This is a genomic window from Rhodococcus sp. NPDC060090, from assembly GCF_042729855.1.
Lineage (GTDB): Bacteria > Actinomycetota > Actinomycetes > Mycobacteriales > Mycobacteriaceae > Rhodococcus.
Map to the genome: position 1 here is coordinate 88,597 of NZ_JBHWXB010000012.1, position 24,740 is coordinate 113,336.

The following is a 24,740-nucleotide window of genomic DNA, read 5'->3' on the forward strand; positions in this document are numbered from 1 at the left end:
GACGCACACCGGCTCTGCACGGTGCTCGACGAGCTCGGTGTCGCGCACCTGCACACAGCCTCCGGCCCGGCAGGCGGCCAGCACGTGTGGATCCGGCTCTCCGACCCAGGGGCGAGCGCGGACAGCGTACGCACGCTCGCACATGCACTGCGCCAGCACTATCCCAGTCTGGATACCTCCCCGCTGGCCAACCCCGTGACCGGCGCCGTCCGGCCCCCAGGCGCTCCCCACCGCAATGGCGGATATTCGCTCCCCTGCCTGCATGGACCCGCTCTGAGAAACACCCTGAAGCGCATGTCGTCGGGTGCTCCCCACGATGTCGTGGAGTGGCTACTTGCCCGTCACCCCCACACAGAGCTCCCCAAACACCACGATCGCACCCGTACGGTCCGCATCGTCGAGGATCAGGCCGGACCGCACCTGGACAGGCCCCGACGTCCGCTGAGCATCCGCACCCAGGCACTGCTGGGCACAACGCCTGCGCCAGGCACCGACCGGTCGGCTCTCGCACACAGCATCCTGCTCGGCATGGCCAAAGCCGGCCACAGCCTCCTCGACGTCGAAACTGCCGTGGCATCAGCCCCCGGCCTCGTACGGCTCCGCGACGATCACGACCGCGGCCGCGACGACACCACCCGGCAATGGCAGCGAGCCCTCGACGTCGCGGCCAGGTTCGCACCTCCCCCTGCGGACGAGCGCGCACCGATAGACGACGAACTCGACCAAGTCGAAGCCGCCGTAATGGCAGATCCGACACGCTGGGCACGCCCAGGAGGTGCCAGTGACGAACGAATCCTCCACGCTTTGATCGTCCTTGCCCGCACCGCCCGCACCCGCACCCTCGACGTCGACGTCCGCAGACTCGCCGAAGCAGCTGCCGTCGCCGCATGCACCGTTTCCCGTCGCCTCCGCATCCTTGCGGGGGAACAGTGGGTCACCCGCATTCACGCAGGATCGGGTACCCGCGCATCGACCTGGGAGTTGAATCTCCCCTCTACAGGTGCAACACAAGGGGAACCCGCCCCCGCACTTCCACCCGGAACATCGCATGCACTACTGGCTCATCACACCCACGATGCCTGGACGTATCGAACAGGTCTTGGAGGTGTCGCAGCACGTATCCACTGGGCAGCTCTCAAATTCGGAAAACCAATGATTTCCGTCCATCGCAGAACAACTTTGGTTTCTTTTGTGTCGACAGCCACTGGATACACCAGCGAGACCGTCATCCGAACCCTCTGCAATTTGCGCGACCTACAACTTCTACCCACATCGGCAGCGACGTCGACCGAGCAAATGGATCGCGCTGCCCACTCTCGTGGCGTGATAGGTACAGCAGCCACTAGAACCCACCGACACCTAGTCGACCGGGAACTACACCGCTGGTGGGCCGAAGAACTTGAGTGGCGCAGCCGACGCGGAAAGAAGCGCGGCGTCCGAGCCACTCCCTCCAACACACTCCCCCTGCCTATCGCGGCTCCCGCACGAGCACGCTACGGACGATTCCCCACGGATGGCGAGGGCCGCGCCGATTATCGAACTGCCCGCGATGTCGTGGTCACGTCGTTGGCCTATGTTCCTTCTCTGAATCCAGCAGCAGCCTGAGGCACTTCACCCGTGTAGCCGCCCCGCTCGCTGTTCCCGTTCGCCATCAGCGGGCGGGGTTGAGGCACCTGCTATTCAGCCAAGAGGGTCAACTATTCGTCGAGGTCGTTGGGTGGGGTGAGGCCGGCCTCGATGTAGTGCCGGCGCTCGGCTTCGCGTAGCTGCCTGAAACGGCCGTTGTGTTGGGCTTCCATTTTGCGTCGGGTTGCTGTCCGTTCCTGCGGCGTGGGTGCCGGATGGTGCCTGAGGAACATCGGTGCATTCATAGATCGCCGGCTGTCCACGAACTCGAACCAACGTCCCCCTTTGGCTGCGACATCGCGCCACAACGGGCGGCGTACCCTGCCCGCGCCATCGTTGCTCCACCATTCACACACAGCCTCGAACTGTTCATCGTCGTCGGCGTCCTCGATCCCGAGGTCCTGTAGCAGTTCAGCGAGGGTTTCTGGTCCACGGTCGTACCACTTGAGGACTGACGGCCAGGCCCCACCCTTGCGTGCGAAGTTCCGCCGTAGAGCGTCTGACGGATCGTTTTTCAGCAGCCATGCCCGTACAGCCTCGACCTGTACCGATTCCGGGGCGTTGTTCACTTTGAGTCGACACAGGACGTCGATCAGAGTCGCGGGTCGATACGGCTTGTTGAACTCCACGCGGAAGTCATCCCAATACCCGCCGCGCTTCTCGTCCATGGCTTGGACCGTAGCGGCACGGTCGGACATGTCGGGTGTCGCACGGTATTGGTTTCGGGCTGTCTCAAATCCAAAACATTGAGACGAGCACGGTGAGACGCTTCGCGTCTAGGTTGAACCTATATAGATGCGTTGATCTGCATATTCGTCCATCGTTTAGCCATTACTCCGGAACTCCAGCTTGCGGGCATCATGCAGGATCCGACCCACCGCACCGGTCGAGATCCCCATCTCTTCGGCGATCTCGCGGTACTTCAGCCCCTGCTCGCGTAGCCCCACCACCTGCATACGACGAAGGTCCGCTCGCTCGAGGAACTCTTCTCGCGGTTCAGCGAATAACCTTTGAATTGTTCGAGTGGAGGCGCCGAACTTCTCGGCCGCTTCTCTCGCAGTCAACTTGCGCCGGACAGGGTTCTTAGCGCCCATCAGATGATCGCCTCCCACATGGTCTTTTCGTCGAACTTAGTGGCACGCTTTCGGTTGGCCTCGATCTTGGCGGAGGTCATAACCTTGGCGCTGGCCTTGCCACCCCTTCTGCCACGTGCAGCCTGGCGGGCACGGAAGCTGTCTTCATCGAAGTTACGCCAGATCCACTTGCCGATGGAGTAAGCGGTGGCGCGCACTTCGACGAAAGGCAGCGGGTCGGCGAACTCGGTATTGATGGCATGGCATCGCTGCAGCACGAGTTGGAGCCACTGGTCAGCCGTGCCATGGCGGTGATGCCACCACTGCGGATACGCCCACTTGCGAGCCGTATCGAACATCGTGACGTTGCGACCCAGACCCGCCGAGCGATCGGGCCGGCGTGGCGCCTGACGAGGGGTGTAGATGGTCGCCAGATCCCGCAGTGAATACGGGTCCGCAGGACCGTAAATGGTCTCCCACTCGGGGTGGATCGGGTTCTTGGTCAGCTGCCCGCCATAGGAGAAATCCCCATCCACAGAGATGCACAGACCGCGCTCGATGCGATGGGCATAACGCAGCGGAGTCAACCGCGCCGAGTCGGTGCGGCAGACACGATGGTCGCCGAGCCACCAACCCAGGTGGGCCCGCCCGGAGGGCGACTGGGCAACCCAACTCGGAGTCGGATGATCCGAAGGCTGCTCGAACGCGCGTACGGCCGCATCGGGATGGTCACAGTCGATCACGATCGACCCGAGCAACGCGTGAGGAGAATGCTGGACATAGCGCATCATTAACGCCTGATCGCGGCTCATCCGGTACTGACCGTGCTCAAGATAGTTCGTTGCGAACGGTCGGTGCGGCAGCAGCACCTCGCTCCCCCACTGCTCGTCACTAAGAAGCGACTCCCCCACTGTGTCCATGCTGAGTACTGTGCACCACCAAGATCGATTATTCGGGTACGACACACCGAAGCCATATAGGGAAAATTATTCGGGTACGTCATGCCGAAGCCATATCAGGTATCCACCCATATCCCTTCTCTACAAGGCTTTGGAAACATGTCCGCTCGCAATGGCGGCTCTGCCCTGTGAGGGAGGGATCCGCGCATCAGGTGTTGAAGGCACGGGCCCGACCGCCGCGAACCGAAGTTACGATGGGCACTGTGACCATGAAAAAGCGCATGGCCTTCGACATCACCGAAGACGATGCCGATCGGGTGCGCGCCGCATACGTCGGCACTCGTGGCATCCTGCCCCCCGCCACGCTCAGCGAGTTCATCACCGAACTGCTACTCGACAGCACCCGTCGACTCGAACAAGCCCACAACGAAGGCCGGCCCTGGCGCACCCCCACCCGAGGCGAGCTCAAATCCCTCTCCCAGACCGGCGTCGGCCGCAACGCGCCGACATCTCGGCACCGAGCCTCCGAATGACCCAGGATCCCTCTGGACCCAAGAATCCGCGCACCCCACGGCCCAAACTCGGCTTCCACACCGACCAAGCCGAACGCATCCGCGCCGCCTACCTCGGCACCCGCCCACACCTTCCAGCGAGCACCTTCGGCGAATTCCTCGAAGCAGCAGTCCTCGAGAAGATCGAACGCCTCGAAGCCGAGCACCACGACGGCAAGTCATGGGAGACCCCCACCGAAGGCGAGATCAAGTCCACGTCCCAAACCGGAGTCGGCCGCTGGCACCGAGGGTGACCACTCTCGTCATCACTGCTGCAGCGAGAATCCCACGCTGTGTCCCGAGACCTCTCTCCTCTCACAGTTCCACTGTGATCAGGGGCCCATGAATGAGAACGACTCGCAAGAATCCGGAGACCAGCACGAGACCCACGCCGGACCACCTGCGAGAACGGCGAGAACCACAGTGCGACCCCATCGATACGCACCCCAGCAATCCTGCGCGGCGTACTCATCGCTGCTGCCGGCTTCCTATTCCCGCAAGATCTCACTGTCCAGGCCGACGTCCCACCCCCCCCCACAATCACATTTCCGAGCGTCGCGACTGCGACCGCGATTCTCGCTGACACAGTCGCGCTCACGCACCGACGCCGGCGCCCGTCCACCCTCGGACGGCTCGCCGTGATACTCACCGCCGTGAGCTGAACTTCGGAACCTGAGAACGACAACCGCTTTTTCGGCTGGGAAGCGAATACGTCAGCCGACCTACACTCACATGCGGACGCGGACACTCGCTCGCGCTGCCACGGACGTCACAGGAGGTCGCTGCATGAGCCACCGCGTACGCCCCGCCGTGCCTTCAGATCTGGATTCCGCAGCGAGGGTCCTCGCTGCAGCGTTCGACAGGTACCCGTGGACGCGATGGGCCCTGCCCGAGGACCGATACGCAGAGCGTCTCGAAGAGATTCAGCGTCTCTACCTCGGCCACGCGCTCGACCACGGCATCGTGCTCGTGGACGACCAGGTGCGCGCGGTAGCGGCATTCCTTCCACCGGACACTCCCGCACCCGCCGAGCGGATCCAACAGCGGATAGTCGAGCTGCACGGATCACGCCTCGCTGCGCTCTCAGCCCTGCCCCGACCTGATCCTCCTGCAGGATGCTGGACGCTCGAGACAGCCGGGGTCGATCCAGCCCATCAAGGATCGGGGCTGGGGACAGCGGTGACGGCGGAAGGTCTCGCGATGCTGGACCAACAGGGAGCCTCCGCCGCTCTCGAAACCTCGGACAAGCGAAATGTCCGCCTGTACCAACGGCTCGGATTCGCCACCGCCGCGACGACGACGATCCCGGACGGCCCCATCGTGTACTCAATGACCCGCAACCCGCAGTCCCGGTAGGCGCTCCTCACCGAACACCTAGAGGAATCTGCCGGACGGGGCCTCCTGGCCTATCGGAATTATCGCCGGTCGCAGCATCCTGACAGTCGGTACCGCAGCACGTTGCGGACTTCTCACAGCCGCCCCGACAGCCTTGCCGCCCGCGAGACCACCGCAGGACCGCCATGTTGAGCATTGCCGGAATGGGTCTCACGCACGGAACGTGAGAGCGACACCCGTCGCAGTGAGAACATCGGCCTGACCAGGTCGCATCATGTACCGGGCTAGGGCTCAGCTGCATCATTTCGTCACTCTCGCGGAACGTCGCACCGACCAGGCGACGAATCCCGCGTGAGAATCGCGCCGCGACCAGCGACTCTCATCCGAGACGAGAAACTTCGCGTTTCATAGTTCCCATTGTTATTATGGGAACTATGAAACGGATGCGACGCATGAGACCCCTCAAAGCGGTGCGGCACCGGCGCCACGAATCGCGCGCCGAGAAAACCTCCCTCGCTGCGAGCCCAGCAACCCCGAGCGTGAGCACACCCATGTGGATCGGCTCGGTCGCCATCACCGTGGGAATCGCCGCAGCCTCATTCATTCTCAGCTTCATCGCGCTACGAGACCTGTCGATCCAGGCCGGCCAACCGCGAGAAATCGCCTTCCTGTTCCCCGTCATCATCGACGGGACGATCCTGCAAGCGACGATGGGCGTGGTCACCCGCCGACACGACCGCCAGGCCCGCCGATTCTTCTGGAAGATCCTGATCGGAGCCGCCGCCGTGTCGATCGCAGGCAACGCCATCCACGCCGTTCTCACCCACGCACCCGGATTCAATGTCGTTCTCGCCGCCGTGATCGCGGCCCTCCCGCCGATCTCCCTTCTCGCGTCCACCCACGCTCTGACCAAGCTCGGCCGTCACGCCACTCTCGAAACCGAGACCAAGGCAGAGGCCACCAAGGATTCGAAGAGCGCCGCGGACAACCTCACACCGCCACCAAGCTCAGCTCCGCACCCCGTCACTGAGCCCGGCGCCCGCACCATCGCGCACCAGCTCGAAGTCCCCCTCACCCACCTGGCCGACACCTCCGGGAGCACCGTCTCGGAGGCCACCGCAATGCCGAACTTCGGCTCTCATGAAGAACGCCGAGAGTGGGCACTCGCCCGCCGCAAAGCCGGAGTCGACGTGCCGGTCATTGCTCAGGAAGTCGACCGTTCCATCGCCACCGTCTACCGCTGGTTCTCAGAAGCTCCGGAAGTCGAACACACCGCAGCATGACCTGAAAACCCAGCGCAGCAGGCCATTCACCAAAAGAACACCTCAAAATCTCCTTTGAAGCACCACAACATCACCACAACAGGTGCAAATGAAGTGAGTATCAGGTGATTGGCAACCACATCGTCACTCCCTTCGGCGCATCGAACCCGGAATCGCCCCCCGGTTCGGTGCGCCGAGTCATGTCTGCAAGGAGATAACCGGGGGCGATCCGCCCCCGGACCCCCTTCCGGTCGGCACCGGCATCAACGCAGACCCCGGTCCGGGGTCTGCTGCGCATTCGGATGGGGGCCTCCCTGGTCTCGGGGCCGGCAAACGTATGCTCCCGCGGCTGGCGGACGGTGCCCCCTCGCCCTGGGCCAGTAGCGTGCCCCGGCCCGCCTGCCGATAGTGGCGGTCTACCGATCCCAGGGACTCCGCCCCCGGACCCCCGACCTCACTCCCAAGGTCCCCGCTTCCCGCGTGCCCCTCACCCGGACGCCGTACACGGCCCTACCGGACCCGCCGACCACCACGCAAGGGAAAACCCACCCTTGCCCGGCGGCCACCGCACCCGGTTCACCAGGCCACGCCGACCGACCGAGGAACCCGCTCCCACCTCAACCCCACACCACCCCCGAAACGCCACAAAACCGCAGTTCAAAGCCATAAAGCACTGTGACCACCATCACCAAAAAGGAACCAAAAAAGCACCTATTAAACATCTAAAAAGCACCAAAACAGATGTAAACTTAAGGCATGAGCAACGCAGAGATCACCGCCAAACTCCGCAACGTCGCCCGCGACGTCGACGACCTGCTCGCCAACATCTCGACCGGAAAAGACATCGCGGTCGTCCTCGCCGAATCCCGCGAGGCCAAGAATGTCGCCCGCGCCGCAGGCATGGCCGAAGACGAAATCAGCGCCGCATTCCAGTCCGGCCTGAGCTGACGACCCCCCCAAGGAGAGACACGCGATGAACAACACCACCCGTCAGACGATCGGCCTCACCCAGCCGTACTGCGACTACAACGGCTGCATCGCCGAGCCGACCCACACCGACGGCGAATTCGTCATGTGCCCCCGCCACGAAGAAACCGCCTACTCGACAACCACCTACTGGCGACCCATCACCCGCATGACCGCGCAACCCGGCGACCTCTGGCCGTACTACCTCGCCGAGTACTGACCACACCCAATGCCCAGGTGGGGAGCCTCACCACAGGCTCCCCACCCCACCCCACCACCGACCGACAGGAAACACCCGAATGCTCGCCATCACCCACGCCCCCGCCGACGGAACGATCATCGACGGCACCAGCAAAGGCGACGGCACCGCCGCCATCCTTAAAGCAGCAGGCTGGAAATGGGGCCGCAGCATCACCGCGTGGTACCTACCGTTCAGCCGCGACCGCGCACCCCAGCTCGCCCGCATCGACCGCACCGTCGACGCGCTGCGCGCCGCCGGATACGACGTCGAAACCGACATCGACACCACATTCCGCGACGCCGCCGACGCACACCGCGACCGAAACGCCCGACTCACCGACCGCGCCGAGGTCCTCGCCACCAAAGCCAACCGCAAAACCGACGCCGCAAACGCCGCCCACGCCCGCCACGACCGCGCCTGCGACTCCCTGCCCCCCGGAGGCGAACCCGTGAAAATCGGACATCACAGCGAAACCGGACATCGCCGAGCACTCGACCGCGCCCACACCACCGCCCGCGCAGCCCGCGACGCCGACGCCCTCGCCGCCGAAACCGCCCGCCGCGCCGCAGCCGCTGCCCGCAGCACCGAGCACCGCTACAACCCCGCAGTAATCCACCGCCGCCTCGAACGACAATCCGCCGAACTGCGCAGCATCGACCGCCAACTCACCACATACGAACAGACCCACCACAACGACACCGACAACCCCGCCCGAGCCCGCCACATCGAACAACTCCAACTCAACAAAGCCGAGCTCGAATCCGACATCGAATACTGGACCGCAGTCCGCGCCGAACAAGACGCCCAAGACGGCCCCAAGCTCTACAACCGCACCGACCTACGCCCCGGCTACTACATCTGCTGCCACAACTCCTGGTACCGAGTCCGCCGAGTCAACGCAAAAACCGTCACCGTCGACACCGACCCCGGCTGGAACGACAAAATCCCCTACGACAAGATCACCGACGCCCGCGCCGAAGACGCCAAAACCACCATCCGACCAGGCCAATAACCACACCCCTTCGGCGGCCGCGACCCGATCGCGGCCGCCGAAGTCGTCGCCGCGAGGACCCCATGACCACCGAATCCCTGTTCGCCGTATGCATCCTGCCCGGCTGCACACAACCAGTCGCCGCCGAGCTCACCCCCCTGCCAGACCTGCCGAACCATCTTCGGCCCCATGCTGCAGAAAACCCACCGCCCCCGAACCCTCACCCACGCCGACATCGAAGCCCGAGACAACCACGTCCGCGCCATCTACCGCGCCCGCCGCCTGCACACCCCCGCCGCCCAGACCACCGACACCGAACCCACCACCACCCGCCGCGCCAACCAATGGTGTTGGATGTGTGAACAGCGCCGCATCTGCACCCAGACCCCGCAAAGGTGGGAATGCAGCGACTGCCTCCAGACCACCTACCCCCAGCCTCACGCCGGCGGTGGCCAACAGCCAGGGCATCGAGCCCTGGCCGTCGGCATTTCATCTGGTCACCAACACCTAAACCGCACCGAAACAACATGAAATAAGCACCAAATCCGCCAAACACACGAAAACAGCACCTGATGTGAACCAGAAGTGATGTATTCTTGCACCAAGAAAGGACGGCCATGAGCTCACAGATCATCCTGCTCACCAACGAAAAAGGCGGCGTAGGCAAAACCACCACCGTGCTGAACCTCGGTGAAGCCCTCGCCCGAGCCGGAAAAACCGTGCTCCTGGTCGACCTGGACCCCTCCGGCAACCTCACCCTCACCGTCACCAAGACGCAACCCGGCCGCCGCGACGACGCGACGGTGACCGTCGACCACATCATCGAGCTGCACGCCGATCGACGCCAGTCTGCCTCCGACGCCGTCATCAAGGAAATCCGCGGCGGAATGGACTTGATCGCCGCACCCAAGAACCCCGCCGACCTGATCAGCGCGGAAAAAAACATCTCGAACGATCCCCTCGAAGGCCCGCACATCCTGCGCGAAGCGCTCGAATCGATCCGTGAGCGTTACGACTACATCCTCGTCGACTGCTCCCCCACCCGAAACGCCCTCGAACTGTGCGCGCTCGTAGCAGCCGATCAGCTCGTTGTGATCAACGAACCCACACAGTTCAGCGTCGACGCGATGCAGAGAGTCACCGCATACGCGCAGCGCATCAAAAAACGCAGCAACTCAGGTCTGTGGGTACGCGGAGCGATCTTCAACATGTACAAGACCAATACCAAGCTTGCCCAGAAATGGACCACCGACCTCGCAGAGGCCGGCATCCCCATCCTGGCCACCATCGGCTACCGAGAAGCAATCAAAGCAGCCATCGAAGCGGGAATTGCCCTGGCCGAGACCAAAGACGGCTGGCGCCACGCACTGGTCTACGACGAGCTCGCCGCCACCATCACGCAAAGGAAGAAGTCATGAGCGAGATCCGCAGCATGTTCGACGCCGACGAACCCGACGAGGACACCACCGCTGCCGCCCGGACGCCCAAGAAGGTCGTACAGCAGCCCAGTCTGGTTCGACGCACCTTCACTCTCGCCGAATCCGTCATCGATGCAGCGACCAATGCCCAGAAAACCCTGCGAGGCGCCTACCCCGGATCGCACCGCAGCATCAACAGCTACATCGAAGAAGCCATCGCCGAATACACCGCCAACCTCGAACGCGAGTACAACGACGGCCAACCCTTCCCTGATGTCGAGAAGATCCGCCGCCGCAAGGCCAAGGACTCCGACGACTGACCGGTCAACGCCACCACCGTTGAAGGCCTCGACTTGTTCGGGGCCTTCGGTCTATGCAGGGCCGCCCGACCTCAGACCGTCGGACCACTGATCCCCAAGGCTCCGCCCCGGACCCCCGACCTCACTCCCAAGGTCCCCGCTTCCCGCGTGCCCCTCGCCCGGACGCTGCACCCGCACATGCGCGCCCGCCGACCACCACGCAAGGGAAAACCCACCCTTGCCCGGCCGGCCACCGCGCCCTGGTTTACCAGGCCACGCCGACCGACCTAGGAACCCGCTCCCACCTCACCCCCACACCACCCCTCCCCCGAAACACCACAAAATCCCAGGTCAAAGCCAAAAAATGCTACCATAATCACCAAAAAAATATCTATTTAACATCGAAAAACCACCAAAATAGATGTGAACTTGAGGCATGCACAGTGATGCGCATCAACCATCGGGCCTTACACTCGACGTCTACCGCACCTCCAAGTACGGCGACTGCATTAACGGGGGCAGCGCGCACGGCGACTTGCTTCTAGTCGGCATCCTCGATGAACGCCGCACCTTCACCGCCACGGCGGACGTCCTGCCCGCCGAATACACCCCCCGCACGGCCCCCGGCGCCACTTCCTCGACGGAGAAGGCCCGACCCGCCCCCACGGTCGCGCTACAGATCCGCGCCCGCAGCTTCTTCGCGAACGAGAACTACGCCGCACTGGTACCGGTCGAATGGGACGACGAGACCAACTGCTACCGCCGCACACACTCGTGGGTGATGTTCGGCGGCAACTACGCCGCCACCTCCAACACTCGACTACCCGAGCTCGCCGCCCACTTTCTCCACTATCGGGCCAGCGTCCTTCCCATCCACGACCGCGTAGAACGCTGAACATCCCGGCCCCGCCCCATGGCGGGGCCGGAGTTCGTTCAGGCGAAAATCCCCAGGTCAACTGCCGAAACGGGTGAAATAAGTCACCAAAAAATATCCAATAAGGCATCAAAAAAACATCGAAAAAACACCAAAACAGATGTAAACTTGGTGACATGAACAAGAACGGAACGGTCCCGCAGTTCGGCACCATCAACCCCGCCGCCCTGCTTACCGACGCCAACATCCGCCACGACCTGCACCTGACCGACGACTTCCGCGAATCCATCGCCGAACAAGGGGTCCTGACCCCCATCACCGTCTGCCGCACCGCCACCGGAGCGCTGCGCGTACTCACCGGACATCGCCGCACCGCCGCCGCCCTCGACGCCGGACTGGCCCAGATCCCTGCCATGATCGTCGGCGACGAACAGGACGGCACCGAGGCCACAGTCGACCGACTGGTGACCCAATGGAGCGAGAACGAACACCGCGCCGCCATCACCACCAGCGAGCGCCTGGCATTGTTCGAGACCCTGGCAGACCACGGACTCGACTCCGCGAAGATCACCCGCCGCACCAAGGCCCGCCGCGCAGAGGTCGACGCCGCGCTGACCCTGCGGGGCACCGAACAGCGCGATGCCGTACAGCGTGGAGAGCTGACCATCGAGCAGGCCGCAGCCATCGCCGAGTTCAGCGACGACCCCGCCGCTGTCGGCCGCATCGAATGGGCCATCCGAAGCAGGCGACTCGACCACGCACTCGCCGCCGAACGCCTGCGCCGGACCGAACGCACCGAAGCCCTCGCCCGCGCCGCCGCAGTCCTCGCCGAGACCGGCATCGACGCCGTCGCAATGGGATCGATGCACGAATGGATCGACGAGGCCAACAGCGCGACGATCGAGCGTGTCACCGATGTCGACGGCAACACACCCACGATCGAAGAAGTCGCTGCCGCAGGACACCTCGGTCTCTACGTCGACAGCCGGAGCGCCTGCTACCACCGCGAGACCGGCGAGGAGGTCGACGCGGACGATCTCGTCGACGAGCTACCCGCCGAGGATCAGCGCGAAGAATGGATGATCCCCCGCGAACAGGTCACCGAGACCGAGGAAACCATCCGCTACTGGCATGTCATCCGCTGCGGAGACTCCCCGTGGCGCACCTACTGGGGCAACCGCAGCGCTATCCCCGCCGCTGGTGAAGTCGACGCCGAGACCCGCGCCGCCCAGCGCCGCGAGGTGATCGAGAACAACCGAGCATGGCGCGCTGCGACCGAAGTCCGCCGGACCTGGCTCGCCCAGCAGAGCACCCGTAAGACGGCCCCCAAGGGCACGGCCGCATTCGTGGCCACGGCACTGGTGAAGTGGCCGCAGATCCCCTCCGCGTACCACGCCCGCGCACTGACCGAACAGATGATTCCCGCCGCGGGCGCCCTCGCCAAGCTCGCCACCGCGCCCGACGCCCGCGCTCTGGTCCTGCTCCGCGCGCGAATCCTGATCGCCCTTGAATCCCAGGTCAACGCCGACCACTGGCGCACGCCCGCCGACTTCGCGCAGTTCTACCTGCGCGCCGTCGCCGACCAGGGCTACGCGCTGTCCGACATCGAACGACGCGCCGCTGGACTCGAGCCGTTGACCGACGAGCAGTAACCACCGTCCCGGCGGGCCGCTCCATGCTGCCCGCCGGGACCCGGCTCGGGCGGTAGCCGCCGACCGGGGCGTCGAGCCCCGGCCTGCGGCCCCTTCCGCACCACCGCACGAATCCTAAATCATCAAAAGATAATCAAAAAAACACCTGAAAATAGATAAATACGCACCTGAAAGGCTTCATAAAGGATGATATTTGGACGACAATGGATCGAGACCTGGCAAAACCCTGTTCCGCAGAAGGAGTACCGACATGATCGTCTGGACCGCCGCACTGACCGCGCCCGCCTTCACACATTCCGACTCCGGCTGCGCGTTCTCACATGCTGCCGCGGCATCCGCCGCCGCAGAAGCAGCGCGCACGCTCGCGCTCGTCTACGCTGCGCCCGCCGGTAGCGAAGTGACCATCACCATCGACAGCCGCCCCGCAGCCCACGCCACCCTCGCCGCTGCGCCCACCGGCCAGCCCGACCCCGCCATGGTCCTGACCCACCTCGAGCGCCACGGAAAACTCGCCGGACACCATGGACGTCGCCTCGCCTACGCACTGACCACCGCCACCACAGCAGGAGCCGACCCCACCGCAGCCCTCTACTACGCCCACGCCATTGTCAGCGCCGCCTACCGCCGCAGCTTCCGCACCGCCGGAGCCGTCATCACCTCCGCCGCCGAAACCCTGCCCGAGCACGAGTTGTTCGAGCACCTGCTCACCATCGGCTACGCGCAACGCGCCGCAACCCGCCGACTCGACCGCGTTCGAGCCCGCATCGGCGCCGCACCGACCGTCGGAACCGCCGAGTAGACATAGGGGAGGGGGAGGGGACTCCGGAGCCGAGCCTGCCTCACGACCCGACCGTCCGACCACCACAGGAGGCCACCATGACCGGCAGCACCGACGACACCCACCCTCGACCTTCACTCCGAGAACGGCTCGAGCCATTCGGTGAGGACGCAGCGCGAGAGACCGTCGCACAACATGTCCGCGCCGCCTGCGCAATGGCAGGGGACTTCGGAGGCGAAGATCCCCGCACGATCATCGACCGACTCGAGGCCGGCCAGACCCGCGAGGACATCCTCAACGCCTACCGCCGCACAGACCGAGGCGAGGAGTGACCACAGCATCACCCTCGGTCGAGGGCTACATCCCCGGAACGGACACGCGAGTCAACCTGCTCGGCATCACCGACGCGCAAGAACTCGCCGAAGTCGAGAAGCAACTGTTCACCCAGGCGATATGGCAGTTCGCCACCGTCCCGTCCCCGGAAGAGTTCACCGGAGACTTCCTGCGGGAGATACACCGTCGAGGATTCGACGGACTGTACTCGTGGGCTGGTCAATACAAGACCGTGCCCACCAGCCAGGGAAACCTGCCGATCACCCACTCGAGCCCCGAGGACACCGCCGCCGACGTCAACGACCTGTTCGCCGACCTCGCCGCCGAGAACAACCTTGCCGGACTCGACCAGGGTCCCTTCGTCACCCGACTGGCCGACTACTGGGCGCGGATGACAGAGATCCACCCCTTCGCCGACGGAAATTCACGATCGCAGTACGAGCTGTTTCGACGCATCGCAGAAAACGCCGGATGGGAAATCGACACTGCGCGTATCGACTTGGCCGCTCTATCCGCATCCCGTTACGTCACCGCCGAAAGCGGAGACCCCCGACTGCTCGCCGATGTACTTGCCCCGGCCGTCGTGCCTGCGGACGGGTACACACCGACCCCACCCGAGCCCGGCCGCCCTGTTCTGTCCCTGACCAGCCATCTGGCGATCATGCGGGACTACGACCGCGACCGCAGTGGCCCCTACACCGCACCAGAGACTTTCAGAGAGGTACCCCGGATGAGAGAACGACCACTACGCGGAGTCCAGCTCGACAACGCGCACGCCCTGGTGCGCCTCGGATTGACCCTCGCAGAACGAACCAACTACGGCGACGCCCACGCCGCCGCCGTGCACCGCATCCTCGAGGGCACCTCCACCTTCGCCGCAGAACGCGCCGCCGCCGGCCTACCCGAGCCGAACGACCGCTACAAGGACCTGTTCGACCCACTCGCAGGCAAGACCACCATGCGTTACGACACCGGAGCCGTGGTCAACGCATTCGACGAACGCGACCCCGCCCGCCTGCACGAGCTCGTCACCTGGGAGCTGGCGCTGCGAACCGCCGACTACCTCGCCCACCGCGAGATCCTCGGCGACGGAAGCGAACTGCACGCCAGCGTCGTGCACCGTGAACTGCACACCGACTTCATGCCGATCATCAGCGACACCGCCGCCTACACCGAACCGAAGATCCCGGCGGCCGACGCACAGACGATCGCCGACCCGCGCCAGCTCGGCCGCCACATCGCCGCCATCCAGGAAGAAACCGAAGGCATCCAATCCGTCGCCGTACTGCTCGTCGCAGACCAGCTCGCCCACCGCATCCCCGACCGCACGATCGACTGGCGCGTGATCGACCCCGAAGCACTCCGCGCCGCCACCCACGCCGCGAACTTCCACGACAACCCACCCGATGACGCCGACCCGGACCTCGCACTCGAAGACGCCATGCGGACCGTCGGCCGCGAAGCGTTCGCCGCCGAACTCGAGCGCGCCGTCACCACCGAACTCCCGACCGTCGTCCCCGGCCCCGGAGATCTCGACCCGAACCTCCGGTATGAGCGGCACTGGGAGGAGTTGGCCGAATACCGCAGCCCCAAACTCCAGGAGGGCACTCTCGACCAGGACGACCTACTCGCGCCGGTCACCGCCCCCAACCTTGCTCCAGACGGGCCGGAGCGATGGACCCCTGCAGACTTCAGCCCCGAACCCGAGCACGACCAGATCACCACCCACAACAACTGGTCAGGTCAGGACGAACTCGAACAACACCAGGAAACACTGCACCGCGACACCGGCATTCGGAACGAACGCGCGGCCTCGGTCGAGTCCCAATCACCCTCGGCCGCACCGACGCAACTGCACCGACCCGTCCAACCAGACGGGCGACCGCCGTCAACCCACGACCACCACGGTCCGGCCCAAGAACGACACTTCGGCCACGAACTCTGACCCGACCGAAAGGATCGACGATGCTCGAACGCTTCCGACCGCGCCGCCGCCTCAACCGGAACAAGTCGGATCCCGCAGCCGCCGGGGCGGCCTGGTCCGAGGCTGACGCCCGCTATTCCGAGGAAGTCACCGCCGCCTGGCAGGCTCTCGACGACGAGGCCAAGAAAGACCTCCTCGCCGCAGCCAAAGAACTCAAACAGGCTTACGAGCAATACGGAATCACCACCGTGTTCCATTGCTACCGCAGCGGACCGCCCAGGAGCGGACCTCTGCGGACGGCTGCTGACATCCGCGCCGAAGCCGAAAGTATCCGCGCCTCTGTGACCAGTGCAAGTCCCGACATCTGAATCCCACCCAGGACGATCGAACTCCTGCTGGCCAGCCGACGTGGAAGGCCTCATTACCAGGAACCTCAACGAGGCTGGGTCGCCGAGTCCGTCACCCTCGAAGAGGACGGAACCTTGGTGCGGGACGCCGGAGTCGAGCGCCTGACCTTCGTCGCCCGGGCGGCATCGACGGGATGTACGTCCAGGTGCTCACCGGCCCCGCCCTGACCGCAGAAGGGGACTGGCCGATCAGCCTCGAATGTCCCCGCGAGACCGCCCGAACCATCTGGCAACTGGTCGGTCTGTTCACCATCTGAGAAAGGTTCGGACCGGGGCGCAGCAACCGCCCAGTTCGAACCCCCAGCCTATTGCCAGACGACGCACCAGCTCACACCGGAGTTGCTCGGAGGACACAACCCAGAAGCAGCGGCTCCGCAGCACGGACCTCCACACCACGAACATGGTTGCGCCGCCCCCACCGTGACACCGCGATCGCCCAGAACATGTCGGGCCGCTGTGGTTAGCTACGAATCAGAGCCGCGTTGCACGGCTTGACTCCGACGCCACCCGACAGGTGCCCACATCATCACGGCGGTGGCGATCGAGGACAAGGTCCCCCGGATCTGCAACACCAACTCACCCGTCACGACCAGCGGCGATGGATGTGGGACGTCGCCCTGCTACGTGAACGGAGCACACGCGCATGACCAAAAACTCCGCCCGGAAGAAAGCCGCCCGCGCATACCAACAGCAGCATCCCGGAGCCTCGCTAACGGAAGCGCTGCGCGCCGTCACCACCGGCAAAAAGAAGGAATCCCGGATGAACACGACCCCCACCAGCACGCAGCCGGTGCCCCGCCAGTCCACCAACGGTATCGACCCACAGACCAGGTCCGCGGCGATCACCGCCCTGACTGCGATCGCACGCAGTACCCACCCCGGCGGTTCCCCAGTGGACTTCGCCGATGCGATGGCCGACATCGTCACCACAGTCGCCGCCAACGTCGGCTCACTCGAGCAGCTGCTTCTCGGCCGGCCCACATCCTGGGAAGCGGACCTCGTCGCCCGGCTCGTCGAAGGAACCGCACCGGAGGACGAACTCCCGTTCCGGCGCACCGATCCTATCGAACTGTTGCTCAATATCGACGACTACTGGCTCGCCTCCGGCCTCGACGACGTGTACACCGAGGACCGCGACGAAATCGACCGGGACCGTGCCGGCCATGCGGAAGGCAGCAGCGAGGACGAGGCGCTCGACGACGAAGTCGTAGCCATCGACGATCTGGAAGAAGAAGATCGCGCCGCGTACATCGCTGCCTGGACTGAACAGGCACGCATCGCAGCCGTAGAACTCGGCGTCACCACGCCGGTGACCGTGACTGTCCTGACCTGGGCGACGGAGAAGGAGTACCCCGTCGACAGGCCCGGCCTCGAAGAGAGCATCGAGCGACTCGCTGCACAGCGGACGCTGCATCCGACCAACCCTGAACTCACGGACCTGGTCGGAACCATGAGTGCCCCGTCTGAAGATCTCGCTGCACGTATCCGAGCAGCCGGACACAGCTACCGCGCCCGCGTGGCGGCCGCCGAGTCGTAGCCTCCCCACAGTTGGCGCACCCAGTCGGAGCAGTGGTCGACCGACCAGATCAAGGACACCTGATCGTCTATGACGCTCGACGCGCAGATCCCGCATGAGGCCGGCTTCCAACACATCCCTACGGGGGTTCTTCGGTGAATGTGTACAGCCCACCCGTCGCGCCGCCGAACAGTATGCGATCGACAAGCTGGTAGGGCTGGGAGAGGACCGTTCGAGACCGAGCAGGGCCGTGCGGTTCGTGGGCTACACCGCGGCCTGTGCCCGCGGTGCGGATCTATCCGGTCGGCACGGCCTCGTTCACTTCCTGAGGTGCACAGGACGGATGAGTCCAACGTGATCGGATACCGAACTGAACGGAAAAATAAGGAATCCAGAACTTTTGGTGTTCATCGGGTCACTGTTGGCGCTCGTTGTGAATGGCCAGCAGAACAAACTTGTCTCGCATGACGCGGAATGCGCCCTCGACGTCGTCGGCGATGAGCAGTTCTCGTTCGTGAGCGTGCAGGACCGCGACGGCTGCAACAAGTTCGTTGTCGCTCATGGCTTCCGCTGCGGCTGCGACGATGCTGTCTTCGAGGTTCACGCGCCGACAGTAACCACAGGACCGAGCCACACGGAGTGGGCGACGGCCGCCGGAGAGCTGGGAGCGTCCGCCACAAGGACCGGTTTCTAGGCCTCGACCTGGCCGTGGTCGTCATCTCGTGGCCACTGGACTCCCTGCCATGCCGGGCCGACATGTGGTGGCCGGTAGATGGTGGCCGAGCACCGTCTGCACTGGAAGGTCCGGTGTCCGTGACTTCCCGCCGAGGTCGTCGAGGTCGCGCACGTACAGGGGACCCACCCCACCAAGATCAAGTTCGGTCCGAGCTCATGGCCGTTCGGGCAGGCATCAGGGGCCGGTTCCCGGTGGAGCGCCATCGTTTCATTTTCGCACACACATTCGATATCGTGGTCCTGCGGTAGCTGCGGCGGAGCCCCGGACACGGGTGCTCGGGAAGCGTCGCAGCTGCCGCGATTTCCTGGGTGGGTGGCCCGCCGAAACGAAGGGAGAGTCCACTCATGCTCAGCGATTCAACTTCGGTCGCCCAACGTGGGGAAACATCCCTTACCGAGAGTGCGTGAGGTTGCAGTGAAGCGTGGGGATCGTGTTCGCATCCGTCCGGCCGGTGCGTCGGTGTTCTCGATTGTCGACGTGGACGATGAGGGCCGGTGTGTCCTCGAGTCGGTCGATGGAATCCCGGCCGGGTATCGGTTTCCGATGCGGGAAGAAGACCTGATTCCGGAATAGCACGTCGCAGAGTGCACTCCTTCGCGTGCGTTCCGCTCCGCCGTCGGCGAACCAGCAGTTCAGAGCGCGCCGGCTCTCGATAGGTAACGATCGGATATTGTCAGGCCGACAACCCGGCTGAGAGCGTGGTTCTTGCCGCAGCAATCTCGCTGTAGTGGGAGCCCGAATTCCCCAGTCGAGGTGCCCTGCCGAACCCCCCCCGCGGCAGGGCGCTTTCATACCTTTCCGCTCGTCGAGGGCGGCGGTTGATCTATCTACTATCTCAGTGGATACTAGACAGTGCCCACGGCACAGCGTTCGTGGGAAGTGGACCCGGGAGCTCACTGGACGGTGAGTCGCCCGGGTTTTGCGCATTCAGAAGCCGGATCACAACACCCGGATCACGACACGGTGTGGACCTCGAGTGTGTCGGCGACAGCTTTACGGTGGTGTCCACCTTTGCCCCATGCCCAGGCGAGCACGTCGGGCACCCACAGCATCGGTTCGCTGGTAGGGGAGGTATGCCGATACGCGAAGCCGGATCCCGGTGAGGTGGCCAACGCTGTTCGGATCACTTCGCGATCGCGACGGTCCTGATCGCAGGATTCGAGCCAGAGCTGGCGGACGTGGAGGGTGTCGAGGTCGGTGGCCATCGCCGCCAAAGCCCGGTCGCGGGCGTGGCGTTCGGACCGGCCGCCGAGGTCGACAACATACAGATGTGCCTGCAGGTCCAGCGCCACCACTCCACGAATGATCTGGGACGCGCGACGACTGTCATGGGACATGTGGATCCGCGCCGATCGCGGAGCGCGCAGCGACTTGAGCGTCTTGCGGGCCGAGTCCAGGTCCGACGGCGCGATGGTGACCGCACAGACCAGATAGTCGCCGCGGCGCGACTCGTCGGCGAACGCGTGCATCAGCTCGTCCAGCTCCCTCGGTGTTCGATGATCAGGAAGCTAAACGATGCCACGACCCGGTCTTCTCGCCGAAGCCGGTCTGCAGTCGGGCCGAGGGCGCACACGAGCGGATGGGCGGCTCGCGGCGCCGCGAGCGCCGGACGGTTGGCGTAGCGGCAGCATCTCGAGAAGTGCTTGAACAAACTCAGAGATCGAACAGCGAGAACTGGTCCTTCTGTGCTCGAGACTCGGTGTCGGCGAGATACCGGTCGGCCATCGCTCGGGCGACGATTTCGTCGCAGCCGAGTTCGGCGGCGACCTCACTCCAGTCATGTCCGTTGCGCTGGAGTTGCCACGCCAGCTGGTGCAGTTGTTCGTCCATGTCCATCAGCGCCGCTCCCGCGGTCGTGTCGGACGGGCCTCGTCCGACGATGCAGGTTCGCCTGAACGATAACCGGGGCGATACCACCATGTGGGAGACACGCCGCCCCCCCGCACCGCACCGGCCACGAAACGCGAGAGAAGAGGTAAACCCGCCCCCAGAGGGACGGGCAGTGTGCCTCTCATGATGCCACCCTCGCACAGCAGGCAGGGATCAGAGCCTCTCGCTGTCGTCTCGGGCACCGGCCGGTCGGACCGGTCCCCGAGGGGCAGCGCCGGTCAGGGACCGGTGGGCAATGCGCGTCGGGACCGGGCGGCGACCACCCGATCGGCGACCCGGCCCGCGTCGCGACCGACACCGCGCAACGACGCCGACGACAGACTGCGCTGCCATTCGAGACCGACATACCCCAGCCCCGGGGGAGTGGTGGAGAGGCCCTGCCGGCGCCGGGGCCGGCCCGTCTCGTCGAGGGCGCCGAGACCCGTCAAATAGGGCAGGTGCGGGCGATAACCGGTGCCCAACAGCACCGTGTCAGCGGTGGTGGTGGTGCCGTCGGGCCAGGTGACACGGTCGCCGTCGAGACCGGTGAACAACGGCCGCGGCTGCGGGTTGCCGCTCGCCAGGGCGCGGCGGTAACGGCCGGTGTCGAGAACCTGCTGGGTCGGCGGGGTGCGCAGCAGTGGCCCGAGAGGAGCGCGATCGAATCCGGTGACCGTCAACCAATAATGCACATCACGGCCGAACGGGCGCTGCGGCAGGAACTTCGGCGGTCGGCGACTGGCCAGAGTCACAGTAGCGACCTCGGCGAGTTCGGTGGCGATCTGCACTGCGGAGTTACCGGCACCGACCACGATGATGTTCTGACCGGCCAGCGCAGCAGGCTCGCGGTAGTCGCTGGTGTGCAGCACCGTGCCGCCGAAGGTGTCCAGACCCGGCAGTGGTGGGATATTCGGGGACCCGAAGTAGCCGGTGGCCGCGATCAGGATCGGCGCGGTGACACTATCGCCAGCGGCGGTGTGGGCGGTGTAGACGCCCCGCTCGCAGGTGACGGTCTCGACGCGGGAACCGGTCACGATGTCGACGTCGAGTCCGGCGGCGTAGCGGCGCAGATAGTCGATCACCTCGTCGCGCCGCGGATAGCGGTCCGGATCGCCGGGAAACGCCACGCCCGGTAGGGCGCTGTATTTCGCCGGGGAGAACAGGGTCAGGCTGTCGTAGTAGTGCGGCCACGCCCCGACCGGCTCGTCGCCGGCTTCGAGCAGTCCGGTGCGCAGGCCTCGAGCAGACAGGGCGTGGGCGGCGGCGAGGCCGGACTGGCCACCGCCGACGACGAGAGCGTCATAGTCGGTCATGGTTTTCCTTCGAGGGTGTCGGTGGTGGTCAGGCGCGGCACGGACGCGACCGCGAGGAGCGCGGCGATCACGGCAACGACTGCGAGGACGAGGTAAGCGGTGGCGTAGCTGCCGGTCGCCGACGCCAGGGCGGTTCCCGCCCACGGCGCCAACGCCATCACCACCACGATCGGGGCGGACATCAGCCCCCCGAGCCGGCCGTAGTGGGTCGAGCCCCACCGGTCGGTGATGGCGGTGGCCTGGATCAAGGTGAACAATCCGCGCACCAGTCCCGCGCCGATCGCCGCGCCGATCAACGCAGCGGCCGTGGTCACCACCCCGAGCAGTGCGGTGGTTGCCGCGGTGCCGGCCAGGATCACCACGATGCGGCTGCGGACGCTGGTGCGGGCCACCAGGGTCAGGTAGCCGAGACGACCGAGCACCTGTCCGGCGCCGCCGAGCCCGAGCGTCCACGCCGCCACCGACGGGGTGAAGCCCTGTTCGAGCAGCAACGGCACCAGGTTGAAGACCCCGGCGAAGGCGGTGAACGCACCGAGAGCCAACGCGGCCACCAGTGCGAGGAACGCGGGGCTGCGGGCGATCTCCCGGTGACCGAGGGCCGCGCCGTTCGCCGGCAGGGTCGCGGTAGGCCAGGATCCGCGCAGTCCCCACCAGTGCCCGGGGATGGTGATCGCGGCGAGGATCGCCGCGAGAATCAGGTAGGTGGTGCGCCAGTCCGACTGCTGATCCACGACCGAGGTCAACGGGGCGAAGATGGTGCTGGCCAACCCCGCGGCGAGGGTCAGGATCATCAGGGCGTGGACGGAGCGTTCGCCGTACCAGCGGGTCAGCGCTGCGAACGCCGGTGGGTAGAGCACCGCGCCCATCGCGGTGCCGGCCAGCAGCCACCCGGCGTAGAACACCGACAGCGTGGGGGCGAGCGCGATCAGGACCAGCGCGGGGACCGCGAGGACCGAGCCGGCGGTCATGATCGTGCGCGGTCCGACCCGGTCGAGGATGCGCCCGACCGGGATACCCGCGAGCGCGGTGGCGAGCTGCCCGAGCGAGAACGCCGCGGTGATCGACGTGGGCGACCAGCCGGTCTCGGCAGAGATCGAGACCGACAGGACCGGGAACGCGTAGTACAGGATGCCCCAGCTGGTGATCTCGGTCAGGCACAGCACCGCCAGCACCCGCCGCAACCCGGCGCCGGTGAGAGCGCCGGGCTGCGGGCGGGTCGACGTGTCGGTCACCGGCGTTATCCGCCGGTGCGGGAGAGGGTGACCAACTGCGGCTCGGGCGCACCGCAGCACCCACCGACCGCGGCCTCGGTGGCGGTGTCGGCGGCCGGGTCGTCGAACACTCCGGCGCCGCCGCACACCCCGGTCTCGGGCAGGGTCAGCTCGACGCGGGCGGCGGCATCGTGGTCGCCGGCCAGGGCGGCGGCGATGCTGCGGACCTGCTCGTAGCCGGTCATCGCCAGGAACGTCGGGGCCCGCCCGTAGCTCTTCATCCCGACCACATAGAAGCCGGGTTCGGGGTGGGTGAGCTCGGCGGCCCCGTGCGGGTAGACGGTGCCACAGGAGTGCACGTTCGGGTCGATCAGCGGGGCGAGTGCGGTCGGGGCCTGCAGCACCGGGTCGAGGTCGAGACGGATTTCCGAGAGCCACGACAGGTCCGGCCGGAAGCCGGTGGAGGCGATGATCTCGTCGACTGCCTCGATGCGGGCGCCGGTATCGGACACCATGACGACCTGACCGTCGGTGGCGGGTTCGACGGTGGCGGTGCGGAACCCGGTGACCACGGTGAGCAGCCCGTCGTCGACGGCTTTCTTGGCGCGCAGTCCGAGGGCGCCGCGGGCGGGCAGTTGGTCGTCCTGGCCGCCGCCGAACGCGGCGCCGATCTCGCCGCGGCGGACCGCCCAGGTCAGGCGGGTGCCGGGGGCGGTGCGGGCGAGCTCGGCCAGCGCCACGATGGCGTTGAGTGCCGAGTGGCCGCTGCCGGCGATGACGGTGCGCCGGCCGGCGTAGCGGGTGCGCACCGCATCGTCACCCAGGTCGGGCACGCGGTAGGTGATCTTCTCGGCCGCGGCGCGTTCCCCGAGAGCGGGCAGGCCTTCGCCGCCGAGCGGGTTGGGGGTACTCCAGGTGCCGGAGGCGTCGAGGACGGCGCGGGCGAGCAGGCGGGTTTCGGTGCCGTCGCGGTGGCGGATGTGCACCGATAGTGGTTCGGTGTCGCGGCCGGCGTCGACGATGCGGTCGCGGCCGCGGCGGGCGATGCCGACGACCTCGTGATCGAGGCGGACTGCGTCGCCGAGGGCATCCGCCAGTGGGGTCAGGTACCGGGCGGTCCAGTCCTGGCCGGTGGGGTAGGCGTCGTCGTCGGGGGCGGTCCAGCCGGTGGTGTCGAGGAGGCGGCGGGCGGCGGGGTCGATCAGTTCGGCCCAGCGGGAGAAGGTGCGGACGCTGTGCCATTGTGCGATGGCGGCTCCGGCGGCGTCGCCGCGTTCGAGTACCAGCGGTTCGAGGCCGCGTTCGCGTAGGTGGGCGGCGGCGGCCAGGCCGATCGGTCCGGCTCCGATGACGACGACGGGCAACTCGCTCATGACAGATCCTTTCATCGATGGGTATCGATCTAAGCTGCTGTCAGAGTATCGATGGTCGTCGATGTATGCAACCATCGATGCCGATCGATATAG

Annotated in this window: 28 protein-coding genes; 18 read left to right on the forward strand and 10 right to left on the reverse strand. The window is 65.6% G+C overall.

Features of this window, described 5'->3' with window-relative positions:
• Window positions 1-576: 576 nt before the first annotated feature.
• The 4 genes from ACFWCF_RS17515 to ACFWCF_RS17530 all read right to left on the reverse strand — a co-directional run bounded on the left by ACFWCF_RS17515 (window position 577) and on the right by ACFWCF_RS17530 (window position 3,619).
• Window positions 577-948: a hypothetical protein gene (locus ACFWCF_RS17515; protein ID WP_378563770.1), complete on the reverse strand. Its 372-nt coding sequence runs from the start codon at window positions 946-948 to the stop codon at window positions 577-579.
• Window positions 949-1,697: 749 nt separating this feature from the next.
• Window positions 1,698-2,294, reverse strand: a complete 597-nt coding sequence (locus ACFWCF_RS17520; RefSeq protein WP_378563773.1) for a hypothetical protein — start codon at window positions 2,292-2,294, stop codon at window positions 1,698-1,700.
• A gap of 156 nt (window positions 2,295-2,450) precedes the next feature.
• Entirely contained in the window at window positions 2,451-2,720 is a 270-nt protein-coding gene (locus ACFWCF_RS17525) for a helix-turn-helix domain-containing protein (RefSeq protein ID WP_378563776.1), read from the reverse strand.
• Window positions 2,720-3,619 (reverse strand): replication initiation protein, encoded by a 900-nt coding sequence (locus ACFWCF_RS17530; RefSeq protein ID WP_378563779.1) that lies wholly within the window; start codon window positions 3,617-3,619, stop codon window positions 2,720-2,722. Before ACFWCF_RS17530 ends, ACFWCF_RS17525 begins: the two co-directional genes overlap by 1 nt.
• A 248-nt stretch (window positions 3,620-3,867) precedes the next feature.
• Between ACFWCF_RS17530 and ACFWCF_RS17535 the strand changes: the two genes are divergently transcribed.
• The 18 genes from ACFWCF_RS17535 to ACFWCF_RS17620 all read left to right on the forward strand — a co-directional run bounded on the left by ACFWCF_RS17535 (window position 3,868) and on the right by ACFWCF_RS17620 (window position 18,166).
• On the forward strand, window positions 3,868-4,131 hold the full coding sequence (locus ACFWCF_RS17535) for a hypothetical protein (RefSeq protein WP_378564070.1): 264 nt from the start codon (window positions 3,868-3,870) through the stop codon (window positions 4,129-4,131).
• On the forward strand, window positions 4,128-4,403 hold the full coding sequence (locus ACFWCF_RS17540) for a hypothetical protein (RefSeq protein ID WP_378563782.1): 276 nt from the start codon (window positions 4,128-4,130) through the stop codon (window positions 4,401-4,403). The genes ACFWCF_RS17535 and ACFWCF_RS17540 overlap by 4 nt, the downstream gene beginning before the upstream one ends.
• A 532-nt stretch (window positions 4,404-4,935) precedes the next feature.
• On the forward strand, window positions 4,936-5,505 hold the full coding sequence (locus tag ACFWCF_RS17545) for a GNAT family N-acetyltransferase (protein WP_378563785.1): 570 nt from the start codon (window positions 4,936-4,938) through the stop codon (window positions 5,503-5,505).
• Between the two features lie 431 nt (window positions 5,506-5,936).
• On the forward strand, window positions 5,937-6,767 hold the full coding sequence (locus ACFWCF_RS17550; protein ID WP_378563788.1) for a DUF2637 domain-containing protein: 831 nt from the start codon (window positions 5,937-5,939) through the stop codon (window positions 6,765-6,767).
• A 735-nt stretch (window positions 6,768-7,502) separates the two neighbouring features.
• Window positions 7,503-7,694, forward strand: coding sequence for a hypothetical protein (locus ACFWCF_RS17555; protein WP_378563791.1), 192 nt, complete (start codon window positions 7,503-7,505; stop codon window positions 7,692-7,694).
• Between the two features lie 25 nt (window positions 7,695-7,719).
• Window positions 7,720-7,932 (forward strand): hypothetical protein, encoded by a 213-nt coding sequence (locus tag ACFWCF_RS17560; RefSeq protein ID WP_378563793.1) that lies wholly within the window; start codon window positions 7,720-7,722, stop codon window positions 7,930-7,932.
• A gap of 79 nt (window positions 7,933-8,011) precedes the next feature.
• Window positions 8,012-8,965: a DUF3560 domain-containing protein gene (locus ACFWCF_RS17565; protein WP_378563796.1), complete on the forward strand. Its 954-nt coding sequence runs from the start codon at window positions 8,012-8,014 to the stop codon at window positions 8,963-8,965.
• A gap of 168 nt (window positions 8,966-9,133) precedes the next feature.
• A complete protein-coding gene (locus ACFWCF_RS17570; protein ID WP_378563799.1) occupies window positions 9,134-9,475 on the forward strand; it encodes a hypothetical protein in 342 nt (113 codons plus the stop codon).
• 86 nt (window positions 9,476-9,561) lie between these two features.
• A complete protein-coding gene (locus tag ACFWCF_RS17575; protein WP_378563802.1) occupies window positions 9,562-10,362 on the forward strand; it encodes a ParA family protein in 801 nt (266 codons plus the stop codon).
• Window positions 10,359-10,682, forward strand: a complete 324-nt coding sequence (locus tag ACFWCF_RS17580) for a hypothetical protein (protein ID WP_378563805.1) — start codon at window positions 10,359-10,361, stop codon at window positions 10,680-10,682. Before ACFWCF_RS17575 ends, ACFWCF_RS17580 begins: the two co-directional genes overlap by 4 nt.
• Window positions 10,683-11,196: 514 nt before the next feature.
• The gene (locus ACFWCF_RS17585; protein ID WP_378563808.1) at window positions 11,197-11,556 is read left to right on the forward strand and encodes a hypothetical protein; all 360 of its coding nucleotides are present in this window, start codon (window positions 11,197-11,199) and stop codon (window positions 11,554-11,556) included.
• A gap of 155 nt (window positions 11,557-11,711) precedes the next feature.
• Window positions 11,712-13,187 (forward strand): ParB/RepB/Spo0J family partition protein, encoded by a 1,476-nt coding sequence (locus ACFWCF_RS17590; protein WP_378563811.1) that lies wholly within the window; start codon window positions 11,712-11,714, stop codon window positions 13,185-13,187.
• A 250-nt stretch (window positions 13,188-13,437) separates the two neighbouring features.
• Window positions 13,438-13,986: a DNA helicase gene (locus tag ACFWCF_RS17595; RefSeq protein WP_378563814.1), complete on the forward strand. Its 549-nt coding sequence runs from the start codon at window positions 13,438-13,440 to the stop codon at window positions 13,984-13,986.
• A 77-nt stretch (window positions 13,987-14,063) separates the two neighbouring features.
• Window positions 14,064-14,297 (forward strand): hypothetical protein, encoded by a 234-nt coding sequence (locus ACFWCF_RS17600; protein ID WP_378563817.1) that lies wholly within the window; start codon window positions 14,064-14,066, stop codon window positions 14,295-14,297.
• Window positions 14,294-16,243, forward strand: a complete 1,950-nt coding sequence (locus ACFWCF_RS17605) for a Fic/DOC family protein (RefSeq protein ID WP_378563820.1) — start codon at window positions 14,294-14,296, stop codon at window positions 16,241-16,243. The genes ACFWCF_RS17600 and ACFWCF_RS17605 overlap by 4 nt, the downstream gene beginning before the upstream one ends.
• A gap of 20 nt (window positions 16,244-16,263) precedes the next feature.
• Window positions 16,264-16,590 (forward strand): hypothetical protein, encoded by a 327-nt coding sequence (locus tag ACFWCF_RS17610; RefSeq protein WP_378563823.1) that lies wholly within the window; start codon window positions 16,264-16,266, stop codon window positions 16,588-16,590.
• Between the two features lie 173 nt (window positions 16,591-16,763).
• Window positions 16,764-16,886: a hypothetical protein gene (locus ACFWCF_RS17615; RefSeq protein WP_378563826.1), complete on the forward strand. Its 123-nt coding sequence runs from the start codon at window positions 16,764-16,766 to the stop codon at window positions 16,884-16,886.
• 386 nt (window positions 16,887-17,272) lie between these two features.
• A complete protein-coding gene (locus tag ACFWCF_RS17620; RefSeq protein WP_378563829.1) occupies window positions 17,273-18,166 on the forward strand; it encodes a hypothetical protein in 894 nt (297 codons plus the stop codon).
• A 394-nt stretch (window positions 18,167-18,560) separates the two neighbouring features.
• On the opposite strand, the gene ACFWCF_RS17625 is transcribed toward ACFWCF_RS17620, so the two are convergent.
• From ACFWCF_RS17625 to ACFWCF_RS17650, 6 genes are all read right to left on the reverse strand, one after another.
• Window positions 18,561-18,749 carry a hypothetical protein gene (locus tag ACFWCF_RS17625; RefSeq protein ID WP_378563832.1) on the reverse strand — a complete coding sequence of 63 codons (189 nt, stop codon included), beginning with the start codon at window positions 18,747-18,749 and terminating at the stop codon, window positions 18,561-18,563.
• A 1,085-nt stretch (window positions 18,750-19,834) separates the two neighbouring features.
• Window positions 19,835-20,350: a hypothetical protein gene (locus ACFWCF_RS17630; RefSeq protein WP_378563835.1), complete on the reverse strand. Its 516-nt coding sequence runs from the start codon at window positions 20,348-20,350 to the stop codon at window positions 19,835-19,837.
• A gap of 184 nt (window positions 20,351-20,534) precedes the next feature.
• Entirely contained in the window at window positions 20,535-20,717 is a 183-nt protein-coding gene (locus ACFWCF_RS17635) for a hypothetical protein (RefSeq protein WP_378563838.1), read from the reverse strand.
• Window positions 20,718-20,989: 272 nt separating this feature from the next.
• Complete coding sequence (locus ACFWCF_RS17640) at window positions 20,990-22,063, reverse strand: flavin-containing monooxygenase (RefSeq protein ID WP_378563841.1); 1,074 nt, start codon at window positions 22,061-22,063, stop codon at window positions 20,990-20,992.
• A complete protein-coding gene (locus tag ACFWCF_RS17645; protein WP_378563844.1) occupies window positions 22,060-23,295 on the reverse strand; it encodes an MFS transporter in 1,236 nt (411 codons plus the stop codon). The genes ACFWCF_RS17640 and ACFWCF_RS17645 overlap by 4 nt, the downstream gene beginning before the upstream one ends.
• A 5-nt stretch (window positions 23,296-23,300) precedes the next feature.
• Complete coding sequence (locus tag ACFWCF_RS17650) at window positions 23,301-24,647, reverse strand: FAD-dependent oxidoreductase (protein ID WP_378563847.1); 1,347 nt, start codon at window positions 24,645-24,647, stop codon at window positions 23,301-23,303.
• Between the last annotated feature and the right edge of the window lie 93 nt (window positions 24,648-24,740).

Coding starts and splice junctions, on each gene's coding strand:
- ACFWCF_RS17520 (WP_378563773.1), bottom strand. CDS start 2,294: ATGGACGAGAAGCGCGGCGGGTATTGGGATGACTTCCGCGTGGAGTTC.
- ACFWCF_RS17525 (WP_378563776.1), bottom strand. CDS start 2,720: ATGGGCGCTAAGAACCCTGTCCGGCGCAAGTTGACTGCGAGAGAAGCG.
- ACFWCF_RS17530 (WP_378563779.1), bottom strand. CDS start 3,619: ATGGACACAGTGGGGGAGTCGCTTCTTAGTGACGAGCAGTGGGGGAGC.
- ACFWCF_RS17535 (WP_378564070.1), top strand. CDS start 3,868: ATGAAAAAGCGCATGGCCTTCGACATCACCGAAGACGATGCCGATCGG.
- ACFWCF_RS17540 (WP_378563782.1), top strand. CDS start 4,128: ATGACCCAGGATCCCTCTGGACCCAAGAATCCGCGCACCCCACGGCCC.
- ACFWCF_RS17545 (WP_378563785.1), top strand. CDS start 4,936: ATGAGCCACCGCGTACGCCCCGCCGTGCCTTCAGATCTGGATTCCGCA.
- ACFWCF_RS17550 (WP_378563788.1), top strand. CDS start 5,937: ATGAGACCCCTCAAAGCGGTGCGGCACCGGCGCCACGAATCGCGCGCC.
- ACFWCF_RS17555 (WP_378563791.1), top strand. CDS start 7,503: ATGAGCAACGCAGAGATCACCGCCAAACTCCGCAACGTCGCCCGCGAC.
- ACFWCF_RS17560 (WP_378563793.1), top strand. CDS start 7,720: ATGAACAACACCACCCGTCAGACGATCGGCCTCACCCAGCCGTACTGC.
- ACFWCF_RS17565 (WP_378563796.1), top strand. CDS start 8,012: ATGCTCGCCATCACCCACGCCCCCGCCGACGGAACGATCATCGACGGC.
- ACFWCF_RS17570 (WP_378563799.1), top strand. CDS start 9,134: ATGCTGCAGAAAACCCACCGCCCCCGAACCCTCACCCACGCCGACATC.
- ACFWCF_RS17575 (WP_378563802.1), top strand. CDS start 9,562: ATGAGCTCACAGATCATCCTGCTCACCAACGAAAAAGGCGGCGTAGGC.
- ACFWCF_RS17580 (WP_378563805.1), top strand. CDS start 10,359: ATGAGCGAGATCCGCAGCATGTTCGACGCCGACGAACCCGACGAGGAC.
- ACFWCF_RS17590 (WP_378563811.1), top strand. CDS start 11,712: ATGAACAAGAACGGAACGGTCCCGCAGTTCGGCACCATCAACCCCGCC.
- ACFWCF_RS17595 (WP_378563814.1), top strand. CDS start 13,438: ATGATCGTCTGGACCGCCGCACTGACCGCGCCCGCCTTCACACATTCC.
- ACFWCF_RS17600 (WP_378563817.1), top strand. CDS start 14,064: ATGACCGGCAGCACCGACGACACCCACCCTCGACCTTCACTCCGAGAA.
- ACFWCF_RS17610 (WP_378563823.1), top strand. CDS start 16,264: ATGCTCGAACGCTTCCGACCGCGCCGCCGCCTCAACCGGAACAAGTCG.
- ACFWCF_RS17615 (WP_378563826.1), top strand. CDS start 16,764: ATGTACGTCCAGGTGCTCACCGGCCCCGCCCTGACCGCAGAAGGGGAC.
- ACFWCF_RS17620 (WP_378563829.1), top strand. CDS start 17,273: ATGACCAAAAACTCCGCCCGGAAGAAAGCCGCCCGCGCATACCAACAG.
- ACFWCF_RS17630 (WP_378563835.1), bottom strand. CDS start 20,350: ATGCACGCGTTCGCCGACGAGTCGCGCCGCGGCGACTATCTGGTCTGT.
- ACFWCF_RS17635 (WP_378563838.1), bottom strand. CDS start 20,717: ATGGACATGGACGAACAACTGCACCAGCTGGCGTGGCAACTCCAGCGC.
- ACFWCF_RS17640 (WP_378563841.1), bottom strand. CDS start 22,063: ATGACCGACTATGACGCTCTCGTCGTCGGCGGTGGCCAGTCCGGCCTC.
- ACFWCF_RS17650 (WP_378563847.1), bottom strand. CDS start 24,647: ATGAGCGAGTTGCCCGTCGTCGTCATCGGAGCCGGACCGATCGGCCTG.